Genomic DNA, 18,103 nt, shown 5'->3' with positions numbered 1-18,103 from the left:
GATTTTCTAAAACGTAGTCTTTACCTTCATAATTCATGGTTGGTTTGCCTTCAGCGAGCAAAGTACCAAAACCTGTTGGTGTGTAGATTGGACCTAAGCCCATACCCGCCGCTTGAATACGGCAAGCCAAGTTGCCTTGCGGTACAAGTTCTAACTCGATTTTGCCTGCACGGTAGAGTTCATCGAAGACATAAGAGTCAGACTGACGAGGAAAAGAACAGATGATTTTACGTACAGCGCCTGCTTGTAACAGTTTAGCCAAGCCGTAATCACCATTACCTGCGTTGTTGTTGACGATCACTAAGTCTTTAATACCGAGTTCAATTAAGCCATCGATGAGTTCAGCAGGCTGACCTGCGGTACCAAACCCACCAATCATAATGGTTGAACCGTCTTTAATTTGGGATAAAGCTTCAACTAAAGACTGTGACGATTTATCGATCATCCAACAACTCCCTCTGTACAACATATTTTAATATTTGGGGAATCCACGATTAGCGCAATTTCAATCTGGACGGAGATTGAAATATGCAACTAAATCGCTTGGATTCCGTCATTCCATTCTTGATAAATTACAAAGCTTGAGCTACCTTGAAAAAAGGTTTTTGTACGATTTACAGATTTTTTGTTCGATGATCGAACAATATCTTGAGTATATTGCTCAAGATTCTAAATCAGCATCAATAATTCAATTTTTAAAATAGCAAGGAAAATGCTGTGTCTACAGAATCAGACTCAAGGAACAGACAACTTCAAAATCCAGATAATAAAAAGTGGATTCGTCATGAAGACTTTATTGCAGGTATCAGCAAAGGACTTGCTATCTTGGATTGTTTTGCAAATGACCGTCACCGTTTAAATGTGACCATGGCTGCAGAAAAAACAGGGTTGACTCGAGCCGCTGCAAGGCGACATTTAATGACTTTAGAATATTTAGGTTATTTAGAGTTTGATGGTCATTACTATTATTTAACACCTAAAGTTTTAAAATTTTCAGGTGCATATTTAAGTGGTGCACAGCTGCCTAAAATTGCTCAGCCATTGTTGAATTTACTTACTCAGCAAACCTCTCTCATTTATTCCGTGATGGTATTAGATGGCTACGAAGCTATTACGATTGCACGTAGTGCAGCGCATCAACAGACTGATCGTGTTAATCCTTATGGATTACATTTAGGTAACCGACTACCTGCTCATGCCACATCTGCAGGGAAAATTTTATTAAGTTATTTATCCAAGGAAGCACAAGAAGAATGGTTGGAAAAATATCCCCTCAAAGCACTCACCAAATATACGTATACCGATAATGAGAAATTTATAAAATTATTAGCAGAAGTTAGAGCTGATGAATATTGTTACTCAGCTGAAGAACATGAGTTAGGCGTACATGCTTTGGCGGTACCTATTCACAATCATCGTGCTGATGTTATCGCAGCATTGAACATTGTGTCACCGACAGGTAAAACCAGTAAGGAATATTTAATTCAGTATATTCTGCCCTTATTACAGCAAACCTCGATTGAATTTAGACAATTTGTTTAATAAAAAAACACACCAAATTGTGGAGCAATTTGGTGTGCGCTAAAAAATAGCCAATGGATTAAGCTTAACGTAGAGGATTAACTCGCTTTTTGGAGTGGTAGTCCAACATAGTTTTCAGCAAGCGTAGTTTGCCCTGCTTCTGAACCAAGAATATAACTTAATTCAGCTTGTTTGATTTTATGCTCGAATTCGGTTTCTGTCTCAAAACGATGTAATAAATGAGTCATCCACCAAGAGAAACGCTCTGCTTTCCATACACGTTTTAAGCAATTTTCAGAATACTGCTCAATCCCCTGCTCAGAACCCGTTTGATAATATTCAATGAGAGCTTGAGAAAGATACGCAATATCAGATGCAGCGAGGTTTAAACCTTTAGCTCCTGTTGGCGGTACAATATGAGCAGCATCACCCGCCAAGAACATTTTACCAAAACGCATTGGTTCAGTGACAAAACTACGTAATGGCGCAATACTCTTCTCAATTGATGGACCAGTCACAAGCTTTTCACGGCTTTCAGGATCTAGACGATTTTTTAACTCTTCCCAAAATTGCTCATCTGACCAATTTTCAACTTTATCCGTTAACGGTACTTGTAGATAATAGCGACTTCTCGTGTTAGAACGCATACTGCATAATGCAAATCCACGATCAGATTGCACATAAATTAGTTCATCCGCAACAGGAGGTACATCTGCCAATACCCCCAACCAGCCAAATGGATAGACTTTCTCAAAAGTTTTAATTTTGTCTTCTGGCACACTGGCACGGCACACGCCATGGTAACCATCACAACCAGCGATAAAATCACATTCAACTTTAACTTGCTGACCATTATGCTCAAAAGTAACACTTGGTTGACCGTAGAAATCATGTACTTGAACGTTAGCTGATTCGTAGTATGAAGTGAGTTGAGCTGCTGTGCGAGCCTGCATTAAATCTTTGGTGACTTCAGTTTGGCCATATACCGTAACTTGTTTACCACCCGTCAACTGCGTTAAATCAACACGGTGCTTTTCACCATTGGTTAGAATTTCAATACCCTGATGAGGTAACCCTTTTTCACGCAGTTGCTGATCTACACCAGCTTCAGTCAATAAATCTACTGAAACTTGCTCTAAAATCCCAGCACGGATACGACTGGCAACATATTCAGCACTACGCTGTTCAATTAAAATATGATCAATGCCAGCTTTATATAGCAGTTGACCGAGTAATAAACCTGCTGGACCTGAACCAATAATCGCGACTTTGGTTTTTAAAATTTCCATATTGCAAACACCCTCAATTTTTTTCCTTTTGTAAAACCTAATGAAATTCCAACTGAGGTACTAGACTTTAGCCCTAAATACGACCGAATTTAGTGACAAATGACCGATCATCGGACAAGATATCAGAATTCAAGGGTGTAAATCAGAGCAATATCATGCGCAATGAATTGATTTCAAATGCTAAAAATAAAGAAGTAATTCAATATGATGATTATATTGCAGGCCTTGCTAAAGGTTTGAATCTATTAGAGTGCTTTGGTGTTGAACGTCAAAAATTAAATGTCACCCAAATTGCTGAACGTACAGGATTGAGTCGCAGCGCAGCACGACGATATTTAAGAACTTTAAAGTTTTTAGGTTATTTAGACACAGATGAACATTTTTATTGGCTCACCTACAAAGTTTTACGCTTTTCAAGTGCTTATCTAAGCTCTGCATATTTACCAAAAGTCGCTCAACCTATGCTGAATTTACTCAGTATCAAAACTGCACTGAGCTATTCAGTCACGGTACTCGATGAACATGAAGTCGTACCTGTTGCGAAAAGTGTTCCTCAACAGAACGAATCATCTAAAATGAGTCCGTTGGGTATTCATTTAGGTAATCGCCTTCCAGCCTACGCCACCTCTACAGGTAAAATACTACTCTCAAGATTGAGCCATGATGAACTTAATCAATGGCTTGCACAATATCCACTCAAGAGATTAACGCCTTTTACCATCATAGATCATCAAAAGTTTATAAACACTATTGCAACTGTTCAAAAACAAGACTATTGCATTTCTACAGAAGAACATGAATTGGGAATTATTGCTTTAGCTGTCCCTATTCTCAACATGCAAGGTAATACTGTAGCCGCACTCAACTGTATCGGATCCAGCCACAGAATTACAGAAACATATTTAATCCAAAATATTTTGCCCCAGCTTAAACAAGTAGCTCATGATTTGCGCGCTATTTTATAAAATTCGGAAGATTCGAATGAACTTTTAAGATTTTTTTCCTTTCTTTAACTGAGGCGTTCATTTTTTTAATCCCTAGTACTTTAGTATATTTTTCAAGTACTTCTTCGCAAATATGGATCCATTTAATCTAAAATATATCTAAGTTAATATTTTTTTGCTTGAATTTGGATCCAATAATGCTAAATTCATGCACATTGCAGACGTGTTGATTATTTCATCAATACCAGAATATGGACGGGTTCTGACTGCGATGAACACCTTAAACATTACTAGGATGACTTCTGAAGTCTGCCTACGTTTATGACATGTAATCACATGCCACACGTAGTGCTTTTCAATGAGGTCTTATTCCATGGAGAAAGTAAATGGTTCAGAACCCGCGTGAGGAAATGAATAACAAGACCATGAATGGGTTTCAGTGGTTTGTTATCGGTATCTGTATTTTATTAAATGTTATTGATGGCTTTGACGTTCTTGTCATGGCCTTTACTGCTGCATCTGTTTCTGCCGAGTGGGGACTGACTGGCGCTGAACTTGGTGCACTATTGAGTGCTGGCTTATTTGGTATGGGTGCTGGCTCACTATTTCTTGCACCTTGGGCTGATAAAATCGGTCGCCGCCCACTCATCTTACTTTGCCTACTTATCTCTGGAGTAAGTATGGTTGCAGCATCATTTGCTCAGACTGCAATGCAACTTGGCATGATGCGTTTTGTGACTGGTTTAGGCATCGGCGGTATTCTCGCAAGTAGTAATGTTATTGCAAGTGAGTACGCATCTCTGCGTTGGAGAAGTCTCGCAGTCAGCTTACAATGTACAGGTTACGCGATTGGTGCAACCGTTGGTGGGATTATTGCAATTGCACTTATCAGCAATTTCGGATGGCGTGCAGTCTTCTTAACAGGTGGTTTAGCGACTTTATTCATGTTGGTCGTGTCTTATTTCACCTTACCAGAATCACTTGATTACCTTTTGGTTAAACAGCCAAAAAATGCTCTAGAACGTATTAATGTTTTAGCAAAGAAAATCAATATTACCCCATTACAGCAACTTCCTACGGTCACTATGACCAGCGAACAAGCAAAGAGTGGTTTGGCACGTTTGTTCAGCGCTAAATTGGCACTTCAAACGATTTGTATCTGGTTTAGCTTCTTCTTCGTTATGTTTGGTTTCTACTTCGTCATGAGTTGGACACCAAAAATCTTATCTGCAAATGGGATGACCACTGAACAAGGTGTAACAGCAGGTGTCCTGATTAGTGCTGGCGGTATGTTTGGTGCTGCGCTGTTAGGTCTGATTAGTTCACGTATCCGTATTTACTATGTTCAAGCGGCTTTCCTTGCCTTAACTGCAATCTTGATCTGGTTATTTGTGAACAGTACTGGTTCACTCATGATCGCATTCATTCTCGCTTTATTCCTTGGCATGATGTCAAACGGATGTGTCGCAGGTCTATATGCGATGTCTCCTGCAATCTATGATGCTGATGTTCGTGCGACTGGTGTTGGTTATGCGATTGGTTTTGGTCGTGTAGGCGGTATTTTGTCTCCACTGGTAGCAGGTGCTTTCCTCGATAGTGGTATCTCATCACTTGTACTTTACGGTTATTATGCGTTGGCATTCGTTGCAGCCATTATCATGGTATTAAGCATTTCAAAACTCAAAAATAAAGAAACTGCACAATTGCATTTCCAACAACCAACATCTGCATAATCATTTTTTTAATACTTTAGAGCTAGACAAGACGTCTAGCTCCACTTTTCATATAGGGACAATAATGAGATTTTCTGCAATCTTTTTAGGGGTAATTGCGTCTGGATTTCTATCAACAACGCAAGCTAATTCTTTTATAGACGACTCATCAGTCAATCTAACAGCTCGTAATTTTTATTTTGATCGCGCATATACACAAGATGAATCAGGTAAAGATCAGAAAGACTGGGCTCAAGGTTTTATCTTTAAAGCTAATTCAGGCTATACACCAGGTACCGTAGGACTAGGTTTAGACATTATGGCACTGGCCGGTTTTAATCTTTTAGGCAGTGATGCCGACGATTATGCAGCTTCGGGATTACTACCAAGCAGTCCATCAGGTAAAGCTGATCAGTATGGAGAAATTCGCTGGACGGCAAAAGCGAAAGTGGGCAAATCGACTTTACATGGGGGTACACTCGCACCAATGTTCCCTGTTTTGTTCTCTTCACCAGCTCGTTTATTCCAGCAAAATTATCGAGGTACACATCTTCAAATCAATGAAGTGGATAATTTGAAAATTCATGCACTGTATGTGGATCGTGTGAATCAACGTGATTCAACAGATTATGAAAAAATTAAAGTTGGCAATCCTAATAATCGATTTAAGACTGCTGCCGAATCATCTGGCTTACACATGCTTGGTGCTGAATATAAATTTAACGATCAAATTAGTGCGCAACTCTTTCATGCCAACCTTCATGATGTTTATCACCAAAATTTCATTGGTGCAAAAAGCAAACATGATATAGGTATTGGGCATTTATTAGGGGATGTACGCATGTTTGTGAGTGAAGACTCAGGTCAAGCTCGTGCAGGACATATTGAAAATCAACATTTGAGCGGTATTTTTGGGCTTAACCGTAACAATCATACTTTCAGTTTGGGCTATATGCAGTCTTTTGGTGATACAGCTCTTCCGACCTTAGCGGGTTCAGAGCCAGCAGTGTTCTTAGATAGTATGAGTGCTGATTTCACCAACATTAATGAAAAAGTCTATCACGCACGCTATGACTATGACTTTAAAGACACTTCATTGAAAGGTCTAAAGTTTATGACTCGTTATAGTAAAGGCGATGATATTGAAATTCGTAACACCGACAATCAGACGTTTGAACAAGATGCTCTTGATTTCGAGCTCAGCTATCGTGTTCCAACGGGTAAACTCGAAGGTTTAAATATTCGTACACGTTATAGTCGCTACCGTAACGATATCCCACCAGTAGGTATGGCATTTAAGTCGGATGACGAAATGCGTGTCAACATTGATTACACTTGGAAATTTAAATAAAACAAAGTTAAAGGGAGTTCAACGGAACTCCCTTTAACACAAATACCTTTCATCGATCACAGCTCATATTTTAATTTCACATCCATTTCACAAGATTGCCAGTAGATTAAAAAATAAGAATAAATTAGTGGATTGAGATCATGAAACACGTCAAAAAAATTGTGGCTGCGACATTGAGCCTTCCTCTACTCTTTTTATCAGGCTGTGCAAGCATCCCAAGTTACTCTGATGATTATGCTCAAGCACGATCGACAGTTCAAGGCATCACCATGACGCCTGCCAAAGCTCAAGATATAGGGGTTCGTTTTACCAGTGCATTCAATACTTTAGGTACACCTGAATTCACTAACCGAGCAAGCAATCTGTATGCTGACAGTTTATATATCAATGACACACTTTCACAATTTAGTAAGCGTGAAAATCTAGTCGAACATTTCAAAGGTATGAATAACCGTGTCAGTAATGTTTCAGTCAAATTGCTAAACACATCACATTTTGACGACTCAGCCTATGTGCATTGGCGTATGGCATATGATTTTAAAATCTTCGGCACGACTCGAAGCATGGAATCACATGGAATTAGTGAAATAAAACTCAATGAGCAAGACAAAATTGTGTTCCAGCAAGACTTTTGGGACCCAGCTGATGGCTTATTTCGCTCACTACCATATGCTGGAGGGTTATACGCATGGTTATTACCTTTCAAAAAATCGCAATAATCACCCTCTCTGCTTTGAGTCTATTCTTATTACCACTCGCGCATGCACAAAGTGTGCGTGAGTGTGGTCAAGGAGACCTCAAAGTCGGACAAAAAAATGTCGGTAAAGCAACTTATTTCGCTCAAAATTGTCAAAGCACTTGGAAGAATCAAGATATTCGCATGGACTTTGCTTATACTCAAAATATTCCAGAATGGGCTTTTAAAAAGGCTGCAACGCACTTTCTCAAACGAAATGTCAAACAAGCCAATACGTTAAAACAGCTTGACCAGATCACACAATTGTATCAACCGGTTCGATCTGGTGATATTTACAGTCTAAGCTATACCCATTCGACCCAGACTTTAACTTTGAGTCTAAATCAAAAAATTTTGGGTAAAATTCAATACATGAATGCCAATGATTATTTTAAAATTTGGCTGGGTTCGTCTCCATTTAGTGATACTTTAAAAAAGCAATTATTGGACTAATCGTGTCGACATGACTAAACATTTTATTTTAATGGTCGAAGATCATTACGAACTTGCTTCAACATTATGTGAATTTTTAGAAGAGCATAATTTTGTGGTTGATCATGCGCGTAATTTGGATGTGGCACGTCAACTGCTCAAGCAACATCCTTATCATATTCTACTGTTAGATATTAATTTACCTGACGGTACAGGGTATGACCTGTGTGAATGGCTTCGCAACGAACAAGGACTCGACCTCCCGGTACTGATGCTGACTGCTCGTGATACTTTGGATGATAAATTAAAAGGTTTCCGAGCAGGTACAGATGATTATTTAGTCAAACCATTTGATTTTAATGAATTGGTTTATCGTGTTCGTGCACTGATCAAACGCTCATTAGGAGAAGTATCTAACAGCCAAATCAAAATTCACGATCTCACATTAGACCCTGCTTTACAGCAAATCACTCGTGCAGGTCAAATGATCGAACTGCCACCTATTCAATTCAAACTTTTAAAATTACTTATGCGAAACTCACCTAAAGTGCTCACTAAACAGGAGATCATGCTTGAGTTATGGGGGGATGAAGAACCAGAAAGCGATGCACTCAGAAGCCATATCTATAATTTAAGAAAAATGGTCGATAAGCCGTTTGAACAAAAATTAATACACACCGTTTCAGGGGTAGGTCTAAAGATCGCAGTTGAATAAAACTAGTTACTACTGAAAAAACTAGTTACTACTGAATTCGCACTTCAGATCAAATTCCTCCAAATACACTATTTTGGAGGCTGATCATTCAAGTAAACGACCACAATCAGTCCTGAACTGAGTGACAAGTCAACTTTTGGATGAGTCATCAAATAGTATTCACGATCAAATAACTCTACTCTCCAGCCAAGTTGTTTACATAATTTTTGAACCAGTTGTAGCCCGATACCATGACCTTTGATATCGAGTTGCAGCTGCTGATTCGTTAGTTCTTGCACCTTAGAGTTATTCGGTAAATCAATCCCGATACCATTATCTGCGACCAACACTTTATTTTTTTCGAGAATGACATTAATGCTTGTACCTTGAGAGTAATTCAATGCATTTCTTAAAATATTGCTAAACACCATTTTTGTCATCGATGGATATAAATGACGTTTGACCTCATTAACTTCGATGTTTAAATCGATACTCATTCCTTTTGCCAAACTGACACTATTCAAGTCACTTACAACATCTTGAAGCAGTTCTGATAAGCGTGTTTTTTCACTTTGTAAATTGCTTGTGGTATTTCGAGCAATCGCCAAAAGTGTATCGACCAATAACTGCATATCTTCGATTGTGTTTTGCAATCGAGTAAAAGATTTGTTATCACCATAACGGGCCTGACAAAGTTGTACATTTCCCTTCAATATTGTGAGCGGTGTTCGAAGTTCATGACTAACATCGCCAGTAAACTCTCTTTCACGCTGAATGAATTCGCTTAAAACTTGATGATATTTTTCAAGTGCTTGCTTGAGATATTCAGCCTCCAAATTAGAATCTGTTTTAATTTCTTTAAATGGTGATGCTCGATTATTCTGATGTTCCCAATCGATATGTTCGAGTGCATTGGCTAAGCGTGTGATGGGCGAAAAATAGCGGCGTGCACGGCGATTCCACCACCACAGCACACTGTATAGCAAAAATAAGCTGACCATGAGTGGCGCTAAACCAAACAGCCAAATAAGCTTATTAACATTACTTTCACCAAACACTAAAAAAACGTGTTCACCATTGCGTGTCCCATAAACCGTCATCCGGTCTTTACCATCGATATAGTGTCGATGTACACCCGATTGGAGTTTTAAATTACGAAATTCAGAGGGGGCTAACTCGTCATCGGACCAACGATATCCATATAAATTTTTAGTGTCGGGTAAAGCAGCTTCTGGATTACGCTCCATACGCTGCCAGTAATGCTCCATCTCCTGTTCGAGCGCTGTGGTCAGCAATGTTCCTTTAATGACCCAAGCACTGCAACCAATCCCAATCACAATAGACAAGGCAATAAGACCAATTTGTAGCCAATAATAGCGGTTAAACACCTCACCCAAAGGATGATCGCGTTTATCCCTAAATAGCCTCATCATGGACATGTACCCTCTTCACCTTATCGCTAAGCTTAGTTTGAACTTCAAACAGCTCGCTTCTTAAACAAATAATGGCCAATCACCCACTCACGACCTTTGTCATAACCAAACAGTTCTGCACAAGCCATGAAAAAGATTCTCCAACGTTGCCACCAGATTTCCGCATCTTGACCATAAGTTTGCTTAAATAGTGGTTTAAGTAAGTCCTTTTTTTGGTCCATATTATTTAACCATGCATTGGCTGTATGTTCATACTGTTGTCCAGACCATTGCCATTGGTTTTCTAACTGTAAATGATCCTGAAAGTGCAGGAAAGTCGAAACAGCAGGCATTAAACCGCCTGTAAAAAAATATTTAGACATCCAGTCATAATCATTTTTAACTTCAAATGGATAGTGAATAAATCGATGGCAGAAAATATGACACCACAATAAACCATCTGCTTTGAGCCATTGGCTAATATTGGCAAATAATCGCTGATAGTTTCGAACATGCTCAAACATTTCAACGGATACAACACGATCAAAAGAGTTTTGCTCCAACTCGAGTTGATTTACATCACAGGTGATGACTGTCAAATTGTTAAATTGCTTTTCTTTGGCTTGTTGTTGAATGTGAAGACGTTGAGTATTGGAGTTTGATACTACCGTAATGTTGGCATTTGGATAATGCTCTGCCATATACAAACTGAGTGATCCCCAACCACAGCCTATTTCTAAGATGTCCTGACCATCTTGTAATTGCGCACGTTCACAGTAGACCTGCAGGGCATTTTCCTCAGCTTGATCTAAACTGGTTTTAGCATCATGGAATAAACTGGCACTGTACTTTAAACGCTTGCCCAACACGGCCTGAAAGAATGCTGTAGGCAATTCATAATGTTGTTCATTTGCCTTGTCTGTATCAATCGCGATTTCACTTTTTTTCAAGTCTCTTAATACATCCATATAACGCTGTGAAGCGAATACAGCGTCAAAACGACCTTCTTGCTCAAGACGTTTTTTGCAAAGTGCTTGGATACCAAGACGAATCACTTGATCTGGAACTTTGCCACTTTCAATGAGTTTTAACGATTGTTGAACGATTGAATCCATGTAATTACCTACTTTTTCGGTGGCCAAGGAAGAAACATTGATGTTTTTTGTTGGTACATCTTGTAGTTTGCACCACGATTTTTGAGCGCTTGCTGTTCACTAAATGGAATACCCGTGATGTAGTACAAAAAGAGCCACATCAACACCGGATAGATCCACAACCAAGGCGTTCCCGCCGCTATACCTAAGATTGGATAAGCAAACCAATGTATCCATTCAAAAAAGTAATTCGGATGGCGTGAATATTTCCATAACCCTTGATCCATCGTTTTGCCACGATTATTCGGGTTCAATTTAAATTGATACAACTGATGATCTGCGAGTGCCTCACCAATAAATGCAACCAGCATGATTAATCCTGAAATCAGCAGCAGCAGTTCTGTCGAGTTACTCCACTGCATCGCAGGTATACTGAGCAATTTGATCATTGGATATGAGAATAAGGAGATCAACCCAGCCTGAAATAGAAAAAAGAGAAGAAAACCTAAATGTTGAAAGTCTCCCATCGCACGGCGCATATTGGCATAACGCGTGTCCTCAGCATCTTCTCGGATATATCTTCTGAATAAATGCCATGCTAAACGGAGAAACCAAAGACCACTCGCGATCGCTAGAAAAATGCGAACAGATGTAGGGGCTTCATTCATTACATTTGCTGCGATGAGGACATTTAAAGCTATTCCAAAGCTCCAAATGACATCGACCAAACCTGCACGATGATTAAATGTCACCCAAATCCATGCACAAAGCATCAGGAAAACATTCATCACAAATAAATTGAGCAACATCGAGATGTCCTCTCACTGATTTAGTATGGACTTGCTTCAAACAATAAATGCACATCACTAATGACGCCTTCGAGAAAACCTCCTTCGCAATAACATAAATAAAAATCCCACATGCGAATAAAGTTTTCATCAAAGCCCAGTGCTAAAACTTGCTCACGCTGTTGTAGAAAACGTTCACGCCAGCAGTGAATCGTTTGTGCATAACTTAAACCAATATCTTCAAGATGCTTTAGACGTAATTTTTGTTCTGATGCAACGTTGGTCATCACGCTGATACAAGGAATAAAACTACCTGGGAAAATGTATCTTTTGATGTAATCGACCGTACTCAATGCCTTTTCATATCGCGCATCTTCAATGGTGATGGCTTGAATAAGCGCCAAACCATTAGGTTTTAACAGCTGTCTACACTTTTCAAAATATGTCGATAGATATTGAGCACCAACGGCTTCAATCATTTCAATTGAAACCAATTTATCGAATTTACCTTCAAGTAAACGATAATCTTTTAATTTAATTTCAACACGATGAGACAGACCCGCAGCGTCAATTCTAGCTTTAGCTTCGTCATATTGAGCTTGAGAAATGGTAATAGTAGTCACTTTACAACCATAGTTTTGCGCAGCATAGATCGCAAAACCACCCCATCCACTGCCAATTTCAACCAAATGATCCATCGGTTGAAGTTTCAATTTTTGGCATATGATTTCTTTTTTATAATCGGATGCTTGTTCCAAAGTCATAGATTGATCTTTGAATACCGCGCTGGAGTACATCATGCTCGGATCAAGAAATAACTTAAAAAAGTCATTACTTAAATCATAATGCTCAGCAATATTTTTGCGACTACCTTCCAATGAGTTTTTACGCGATGCATACCAAGTTTTGAGCAAGAGTTGACTCGCCTTTGCTAAGGCACTTTGGTTCATACGATCTAAAATATCGCGATTTCTCGCAAGAATTCGTACAATCTTCACTAAATCTGGTGTCGTCCAATATCCTTGAATGAAACCTTCAGCTGCACCAAGAACCCCCTGACGAAAAAGTAGATCCATCAACTTTGCATCATGGACCTCAATCACTGCGTCTAGATCACTCACCTCACCGACTGAACCCTCCCAAATCCCTTTAAAATGAATTTGGCCGTGTTTTAATTTCAGTAAATGACGTAATACCAGCGGTAGTGAAGATTGCTCTCCCATTAACAATGATTTCATATCACAGCTTATCCTTCGTTTTATTGGGATGCCGATAAAATGGAACTCTATTTATCCAAAGCTTAAAGGCATGATAATAAATACCTGCAACCATCTTGATCGGCTCAAATAGTTTAAAAACAGCATAGCGATGAAGTTGTGAAGGAAGTGTGATGGGAGTTAACTCAAAACGCATTGATGCATCGAATTGTAATTTTTCCTCTTTAAACAATTGCATAAGCACATAATTTTGTTTTTCAGCCAAACTAAACGTCCATTGATACTTCAGATCCATTGGCATGAAGGGTGACACGTGAAAAGCTTTGTCGAACTGGAAGTGGAAGCTCGTATATTCGGAATGCTGCTCCCCCCCGGTGCGACAATCGTGAACATATACCTGTCTTTCTAACCAGGGTGTATTGGTGATTTCACTGAGAATGAACTGTAATTTTTGCTGGGCATTAAATAGAAAATAAAAAACCACCGAATTAAATCTGAAGCCAAGCGTGCGCGGCAAAGCCAACACCCGAATTTCAGCGAGCTCCGTCGGCTCTTCTAAAGTATGCTCTTCCAACACATGCAGAACCTTCTCTCGAATCGTGCCTTGATAGTTTGCCAAGAAGTCATCAGAATCTAGGCTCAGAAAGTTCCATTTTTTCGTTGACCAAAGTATCGAAGTTTGCGCGAAGTGTTCGAGCTGTTCTGGATCAAACCACAAATACGTCAGCTGACTCTGAAAAGCATAAGGCTTAGGCAAGTAACGGCGATGACGAATGTCAGCAACTGCAATTGCAAGTGGATACAGCTGCATAAGTACTCCTAAGCGGCTTGATTTGATGAATTTAATAAGGCTTCAACCACCCATGACGCACTTCTTGCACCATCTTCATGAAAGCCCCATCCCCAATAAGCACCACAAAAATAGGTCCGATTTAAACCGTTTATTTCAGACCATCTTGACTGAGCTGCAATAGCTTCCGCATTAAATACAGGATGACGATAGTGACGCTGAACCCAGACTTTGTTTGGATCTAAATCAAAATTCGGATTTAATGTCGCAAAAATCTGAGTTTCACATTTCAAATTTTGTAGCTGATTCATCCAGTAACTAAATCCATAATGGACACTACTTTGCTGAAATGGAGTGACTTGACCCGCTCTATTCGGTGTGACATGCACATGCCAACTTGCCCACTGACGTTTTGATTTTGGCATAATGCTGGTATCTGAATGCAACACCATATGATTGTCTTGATACTGAAATTTTTCTAATATTTCTGATTCTTTAAACGTTGGTTCAGCGAGCAACTTCAATGTGTCATCTGCATGACTTGCAAATACTACCCAATCAAACCGTTCAACTCCCTCCCCCGTTTCAATACTCACGTCATTTGCTGAGCGCTTAACTGACTTCACTTCTACTTTTTTAAACTGAATATGCTTTGCTTGAGTTTGAATTGCACGGATATATTTAGAAGACCCGCCTTTTATGGTTAACCATTGTGGTCGATCTTTGAGTTGCAACATACGATGATGTTGAAAAAAACTGACTACAAATTTATATGGAATCTGACCTGCTTGCTCCACTGGGCATGACCATAATGCACCGCACATCGGATAGAGATGCTCTTGCCTAAACGCATCCGAGTATCCATGCTCGTTAAGATATTGCTCAATAGTGTAATGCGGGTCGGTCTCATCCACATCAAGATCTTTATTTGCTGCATAAAATCTGAATAAATCTGACAGCATCGCTCTAAAGCGGGTCTTTAAAAGATTCTGTGGTTTGAACAATAATGAGAATTTCTTGGAAGGGTTATATTGCAGTCCTGTGACCTGATTATTAACTGAAAACCCCATATCGCTGCTTTGAGCTTGTACACCAAGCTCCTTCAACATCTCACAAAATAAAGGATAGTTGTGTTCATTAAAAACAATGAATCCGCTATCCACTGCAACTTGCTCACCATCGATCTTTAATTGATGAGTATCAGTATGTCCCCCAAAATAATTATTCTTTTCAAATACGGTCACCTCATGCAACTTACTCAACTTCCAAGCTGCATAAAGTCCTGAAATACCCGATCCAATAATTGCAATTTTCATCTTGATTCCTTTGACTGAACTTGAGAATGTTGGAGTTTGGTCTTTTTCGAACGCGTAATTTTACTTGCTTCATAGACTCGAGCTGGTATGGGTTTCATTCCCCAAACCAAGCCGAACCATGACATAAATTTTAAGATGTAATAGGTCACATCGATCTGCCACCAATAGAACCCTTGGCGCGTACTTCCTGCATAAAAATGATGATTGTTGTGCCAGCCTTCACCAAGTGTAATCAGAGATAAAAATAAGTTGTTGCGACTATGATCATTCGTCTCAAAATCTCGGCTTCCATAATGGTGAGCCAGTGAGTTAATGCACAATGTGGCATGAATAAGCAGAACAGTTGAAATTGCGCCTCCCCATACCAATAACTGTAAACCACTGGTTCCCCAATGTGGCCACATCCAAGCAGCCCATTCCCCAAGACCATAAATTCCGATAGCCGTTATTAGGACGATCATCAAACTAAAACGATCTAACCAAATCAGCTCCGGAAACTTCAGCCAATCTTTAATGACACTTTTACGCGTTGAAAAATTATATTCATTTAAAAACCAACCAACATGGCTATACCAAAATCCATGCGTTGATGAATGTGGGTCTTGAGGAGTATCTGTATAACGATGATGATATCGATGATGTGCTGCCCACCATAATGGTCCACGCTGCGCACTCATTGTGCCAATTAAAATAAAGATAAATTGCAGCCATCTCGAAGTTTGAAAAGTTTTGTGTGACAAATAACGATGAAAAAAAGCCGTGATTGCGAACATGCGAATAAAATAAAAAAACAACATAAATGCAAAAGCAAACCAAGAAAATCCGACCCAAAATACTGCCAGACAAGCAAGATGCAGTAGGATAAAAGGAATTATTCTGAGCCATTGAATCTGTTTACTCTCAGAGGTCAATGCATCATGTGGTACGCTTACGGACCAACTATCCAGCCATTGCATGAGGCTTTTCAACATACAGTCATCCCAAACTAAGCAATCGATCTTTATGATTTAAATAAAGTGTATTTCTTGATATATGAAATTTATGTGAAGCACACGCTGTATCTTGAATTTCACGCTGAATCATTGAATTTAATATTAATTTAATTTCATCATATAAACTTAACTCACCCTCATTTTGACTACACAAATGCTGATCAATGAGCACTTCAACCCCTTTTATACCCTCGTTGAGTTACATGACTACAGACTGATAAGCCAAACCAAAAAGGTATGTATCTCGATTCAACAAAATAATCATAGGCAAACCTATTGAATCTAGATATAAACTATAGGGAGAAATAAAAAACCAAGAATATTGATGAAAAAGTTGAGACAACGATGTCTGAAACGAATGTAGAAACTGTATCGGATTCTAAACTCGCTCCTGATGTAAGAATGGTGCAAATCAATCAAAATTATGTTGCTTGTGAAGAGTGCGATACGCTCTTTCGTAAATCCGATTTATATAAGAATGAACGTGCCTATTGTTCGGCTTGCGGTTCCGAGCTCTATCGTAAAATTCCAACATTTAACACACTGTTGGCCTTAGTCTGTACTGCGTTAATTATCTTTGCGATTGCCAATAGTTTTTCAATTGTCAAAGTTGAACTCCAAGGCATTTATTCAGAAACCACATTATTGGGTGCGGCTTGGGCAATGTTCGAGGCAGATCGTGCTTTTGTAGGCTTTCTTATTCTGATGACCACTTTTGTTGTCCCTTTGGCCTACTTACTTCTGATGGGATATATTCTTTTGATGGCCATGTTCAATAAAAATGTTATTGCAACCCAACAGTATGCATCACTTAAACTCGCATTACGGTCACTATTTCAATTGAGAGCTTGGGGAATGGTTGAAGTCTTTCTGATCGGCGTTTTGGTCACCTTAGTGAAATTAGTGGGTATGGTGGTTGTGATTCCTGGAATTGCCTTATGGGCATTTGCCATTTTAAGTGTTTTGTTGGTCTATTTAGTATCAATCAAAATCAAGGATCTATGGAATGTAATTGATGGAAATCAAATCTCATGACCATCACTTCCACTCATACGAATCAACCCGATCAGATGAAGCATTCGCCACACCTTGTGCAGAAACTTGTCTCATTAGAAACGCTTGCACCGCGTGCAATTGATCTTGAGCTCACACTTTGTCATTGTTGTGGAACACTCAACCGCATGACGTCCTTGTCTGCCATGGAACAAGCACGAAAATCCCGCTGTACTCGTTGTGATAGCCCATTACATACCCGTAAAACCCGAAGTTTAGAACGAACTCTAGCTTATTTAATTGCAGCGAGTATTCTTTATATACCAGCCAATGTTTTACCGATGACGATTACAGAATCTATTCTTGGTCGTCAACAAGACACGATTATGAGTGGAGTCATCTATTTCTGGAAAAGTGGTGACTATTTCGTTTCGTCCGTTATTTTTATTGCCAGTATATTTATTCCCCTACTGAAATTGGTCATCCTTGCTCTCCTGCTCAGTGCTGTACATTTACAAGCCTCAAAAAAAATTCACCTCTCACCGAAGCATTGCTCGATCATGTATAGAGTCGTGGAGTTTATTGGCCGTTGGTCAATGATTGATGTTTTCGTTGTCGCCATGCTAGCAGCACTAATCCAAATTCAATCATTGGCAACTATTTTAGCAGGCACAGGTGCAGTCGCTTTTGGTGCAGTTGTGGTTTTGACCATGTTAGCCTCACTGAGTTTTGATCCTAGAATCATTTGGGACAACTATTACGTTTCAATTCTGAGTCAGCATGAAAAAAAAAATGACGCTACAGAACATTGAGATTTACATA

General features: G+C 39.3%; 18 protein-coding genes. 9 read left to right on the top strand and 9 right to left on the bottom strand.

Features of this window, described 5'->3' with window-relative positions; all coding sequences use genetic code 11:
• Positions 1 to 445: 3-oxoacid CoA-transferase subunit A (locus tag BMW42_RS12555; protein ID WP_143047417.1), on the bottom strand; the 445-nt coding region annotated here is incomplete at its 3' end.
• Between the two features lie 272 nt (positions 446 to 717).
• On the opposite strand from BMW42_RS12555, the gene pcaU reads away from it, so the two are divergent.
• A complete protein-coding gene (gene pcaU, locus BMW42_RS12550; protein WP_035269636.1) occupies positions 718 to 1,542 on the top strand; it encodes an IclR family transcriptional regulator PcaU in 825 nt (274 codons plus the stop codon).
• Positions 1,543 to 1,619: 77 nt separating this feature from the next.
• On the opposite strand, the gene pobA is transcribed toward pcaU, so the two are convergent.
• Positions 1,620 to 2,810, bottom strand: coding sequence for a 4-hydroxybenzoate 3-monooxygenase (pobA, locus tag BMW42_RS12545; RefSeq protein ID WP_035269635.1), 1,191 nt, complete (start codon positions 2,808 to 2,810; stop codon positions 1,620 to 1,622).
• Positions 2,811 to 2,965: 155 nt separating this feature from the next.
• Between pobA and BMW42_RS12540 the strand changes: the two genes are divergently transcribed.
• From BMW42_RS12540 to BMW42_RS12515, 6 genes are all read left to right on the top strand, one after another.
• Complete coding sequence (locus BMW42_RS12540; protein ID WP_035269632.1) at positions 2,966 to 3,775, top strand: IclR family transcriptional regulator domain-containing protein; 810 nt, start codon at positions 2,966 to 2,968, stop codon at positions 3,773 to 3,775.
• A 365-nt stretch (positions 3,776 to 4,140) separates the two neighbouring features.
• Positions 4,141 to 5,487: an MFS transporter gene (locus BMW42_RS12535; RefSeq protein WP_035269629.1), complete on the top strand. Its 1,347-nt coding sequence runs from the start codon at positions 4,141 to 4,143 to the stop codon at positions 5,485 to 5,487.
• 64 nt (positions 5,488 to 5,551) lie between these two features.
• Entirely contained in the window at positions 5,552 to 6,817 is a 1,266-nt protein-coding gene (locus BMW42_RS12530; RefSeq protein WP_092768274.1) for an OprD family outer membrane porin, read from the top strand.
• Between the two features lie 140 nt (positions 6,818 to 6,957).
• The gene (locus BMW42_RS12525) at positions 6,958 to 7,536 is read left to right on the top strand and encodes a nuclear transport factor 2 family protein (RefSeq protein ID WP_171260728.1); all 579 of its coding nucleotides are present in this window, start codon (positions 6,958 to 6,960) and stop codon (positions 7,534 to 7,536) included.
• Complete coding sequence (locus tag BMW42_RS12520) at positions 7,506 to 8,006, top strand: chalcone isomerase family protein (protein ID WP_092768270.1); 501 nt, start codon at positions 7,506 to 7,508, stop codon at positions 8,004 to 8,006. The genes BMW42_RS12525 and BMW42_RS12520 overlap by 31 nt, the downstream gene beginning before the upstream one ends.
• A gap of 10 nt (positions 8,007 to 8,016) precedes the next feature.
• Positions 8,017 to 8,700, top strand: a complete 684-nt coding sequence (locus BMW42_RS12515; protein ID WP_092768268.1) for a response regulator transcription factor — start codon at positions 8,017 to 8,019, stop codon at positions 8,698 to 8,700.
• Between the two features lie 68 nt (positions 8,701 to 8,768).
• Here BMW42_RS12515 and BMW42_RS12510 read toward each other — a convergent pair whose 3' ends face one another.
• Genes BMW42_RS12510 through BMW42_RS12480 form a run of 7 tightly spaced genes read right to left on the bottom strand, consistent with a single transcriptional unit; the run spans position 8,769 to position 16,267 of the window.
• Positions 8,769 to 10,112: a sensor histidine kinase gene (locus BMW42_RS12510; RefSeq protein ID WP_035269429.1), complete on the bottom strand. Its 1,344-nt coding sequence runs from the start codon at positions 10,110 to 10,112 to the stop codon at positions 8,769 to 8,771.
• Between the two features lie 44 nt (positions 10,113 to 10,156).
• Positions 10,157 to 11,206: an SAM-dependent methyltransferase gene (locus BMW42_RS12505; RefSeq protein ID WP_035269406.1), complete on the bottom strand. Its 1,050-nt coding sequence runs from the start codon at positions 11,204 to 11,206 to the stop codon at positions 10,157 to 10,159.
• Between the two features lie 8 nt (positions 11,207 to 11,214).
• A complete protein-coding gene (locus BMW42_RS12500) occupies positions 11,215 to 11,994 on the bottom strand; it encodes a DUF1295 domain-containing protein (protein WP_035269401.1) in 780 nt (259 codons plus the stop codon).
• A 20-nt stretch (positions 11,995 to 12,014) separates the two neighbouring features.
• Complete coding sequence (locus tag BMW42_RS12495) at positions 12,015 to 13,211, bottom strand: SAM-dependent methyltransferase (RefSeq protein ID WP_092768266.1); 1,197 nt, start codon at positions 13,209 to 13,211, stop codon at positions 12,015 to 12,017.
• Between the two features lies 1 nt (position 13,212).
• Complete coding sequence (locus BMW42_RS12490; protein WP_035269389.1) at positions 13,213 to 14,001, bottom strand: DUF1365 domain-containing protein; 789 nt, start codon at positions 13,999 to 14,001, stop codon at positions 13,213 to 13,215.
• An 8-nt stretch (positions 14,002 to 14,009) separates the two neighbouring features.
• The gene (locus BMW42_RS12485; protein ID WP_092768264.1) at positions 14,010 to 15,296 is read right to left on the bottom strand and encodes an NAD(P)/FAD-dependent oxidoreductase; all 1,287 of its coding nucleotides are present in this window, start codon (positions 15,294 to 15,296) and stop codon (positions 14,010 to 14,012) included.
• Positions 15,293 to 16,267: an acyl-CoA desaturase gene (locus tag BMW42_RS12480; protein WP_092768262.1), complete on the bottom strand. Its 975-nt coding sequence runs from the start codon at positions 16,265 to 16,267 to the stop codon at positions 15,293 to 15,295. The genes BMW42_RS12485 and BMW42_RS12480 overlap by 4 nt, the downstream gene beginning before the upstream one ends.
• A 423-nt stretch (positions 16,268 to 16,690) precedes the next feature.
• Here BMW42_RS12480 and BMW42_RS12470 point away from each other — a divergent pair, with 423 nt between their 5' ends.
• Positions 16,691 to 17,323 carry a paraquat-inducible protein A gene (locus tag BMW42_RS12470; protein ID WP_228143131.1) on the top strand — a complete coding sequence of 211 codons (633 nt, stop codon included), beginning with the start codon at positions 16,691 to 16,693 and terminating at the stop codon, positions 17,321 to 17,323.
• Positions 17,324 to 17,358: 35 nt separating this feature from the next.
• Positions 17,359 to 18,093 (top strand): paraquat-inducible protein A, encoded by a 735-nt coding sequence (locus BMW42_RS12465; protein WP_092768280.1) that lies wholly within the window; start codon positions 17,359 to 17,361, stop codon positions 18,091 to 18,093.
• The last annotated feature ends 10 nt before the right edge of the window (positions 18,094 to 18,103 follow it).

This window comes from Acinetobacter sp. DSM 11652 (genome assembly GCF_900109815.1).
GTDB lineage: Bacteria > Pseudomonadota > Gammaproteobacteria > Pseudomonadales > Moraxellaceae > Acinetobacter.
This window is presented reverse-complemented; position numbering and strand designations above follow the sequence as displayed.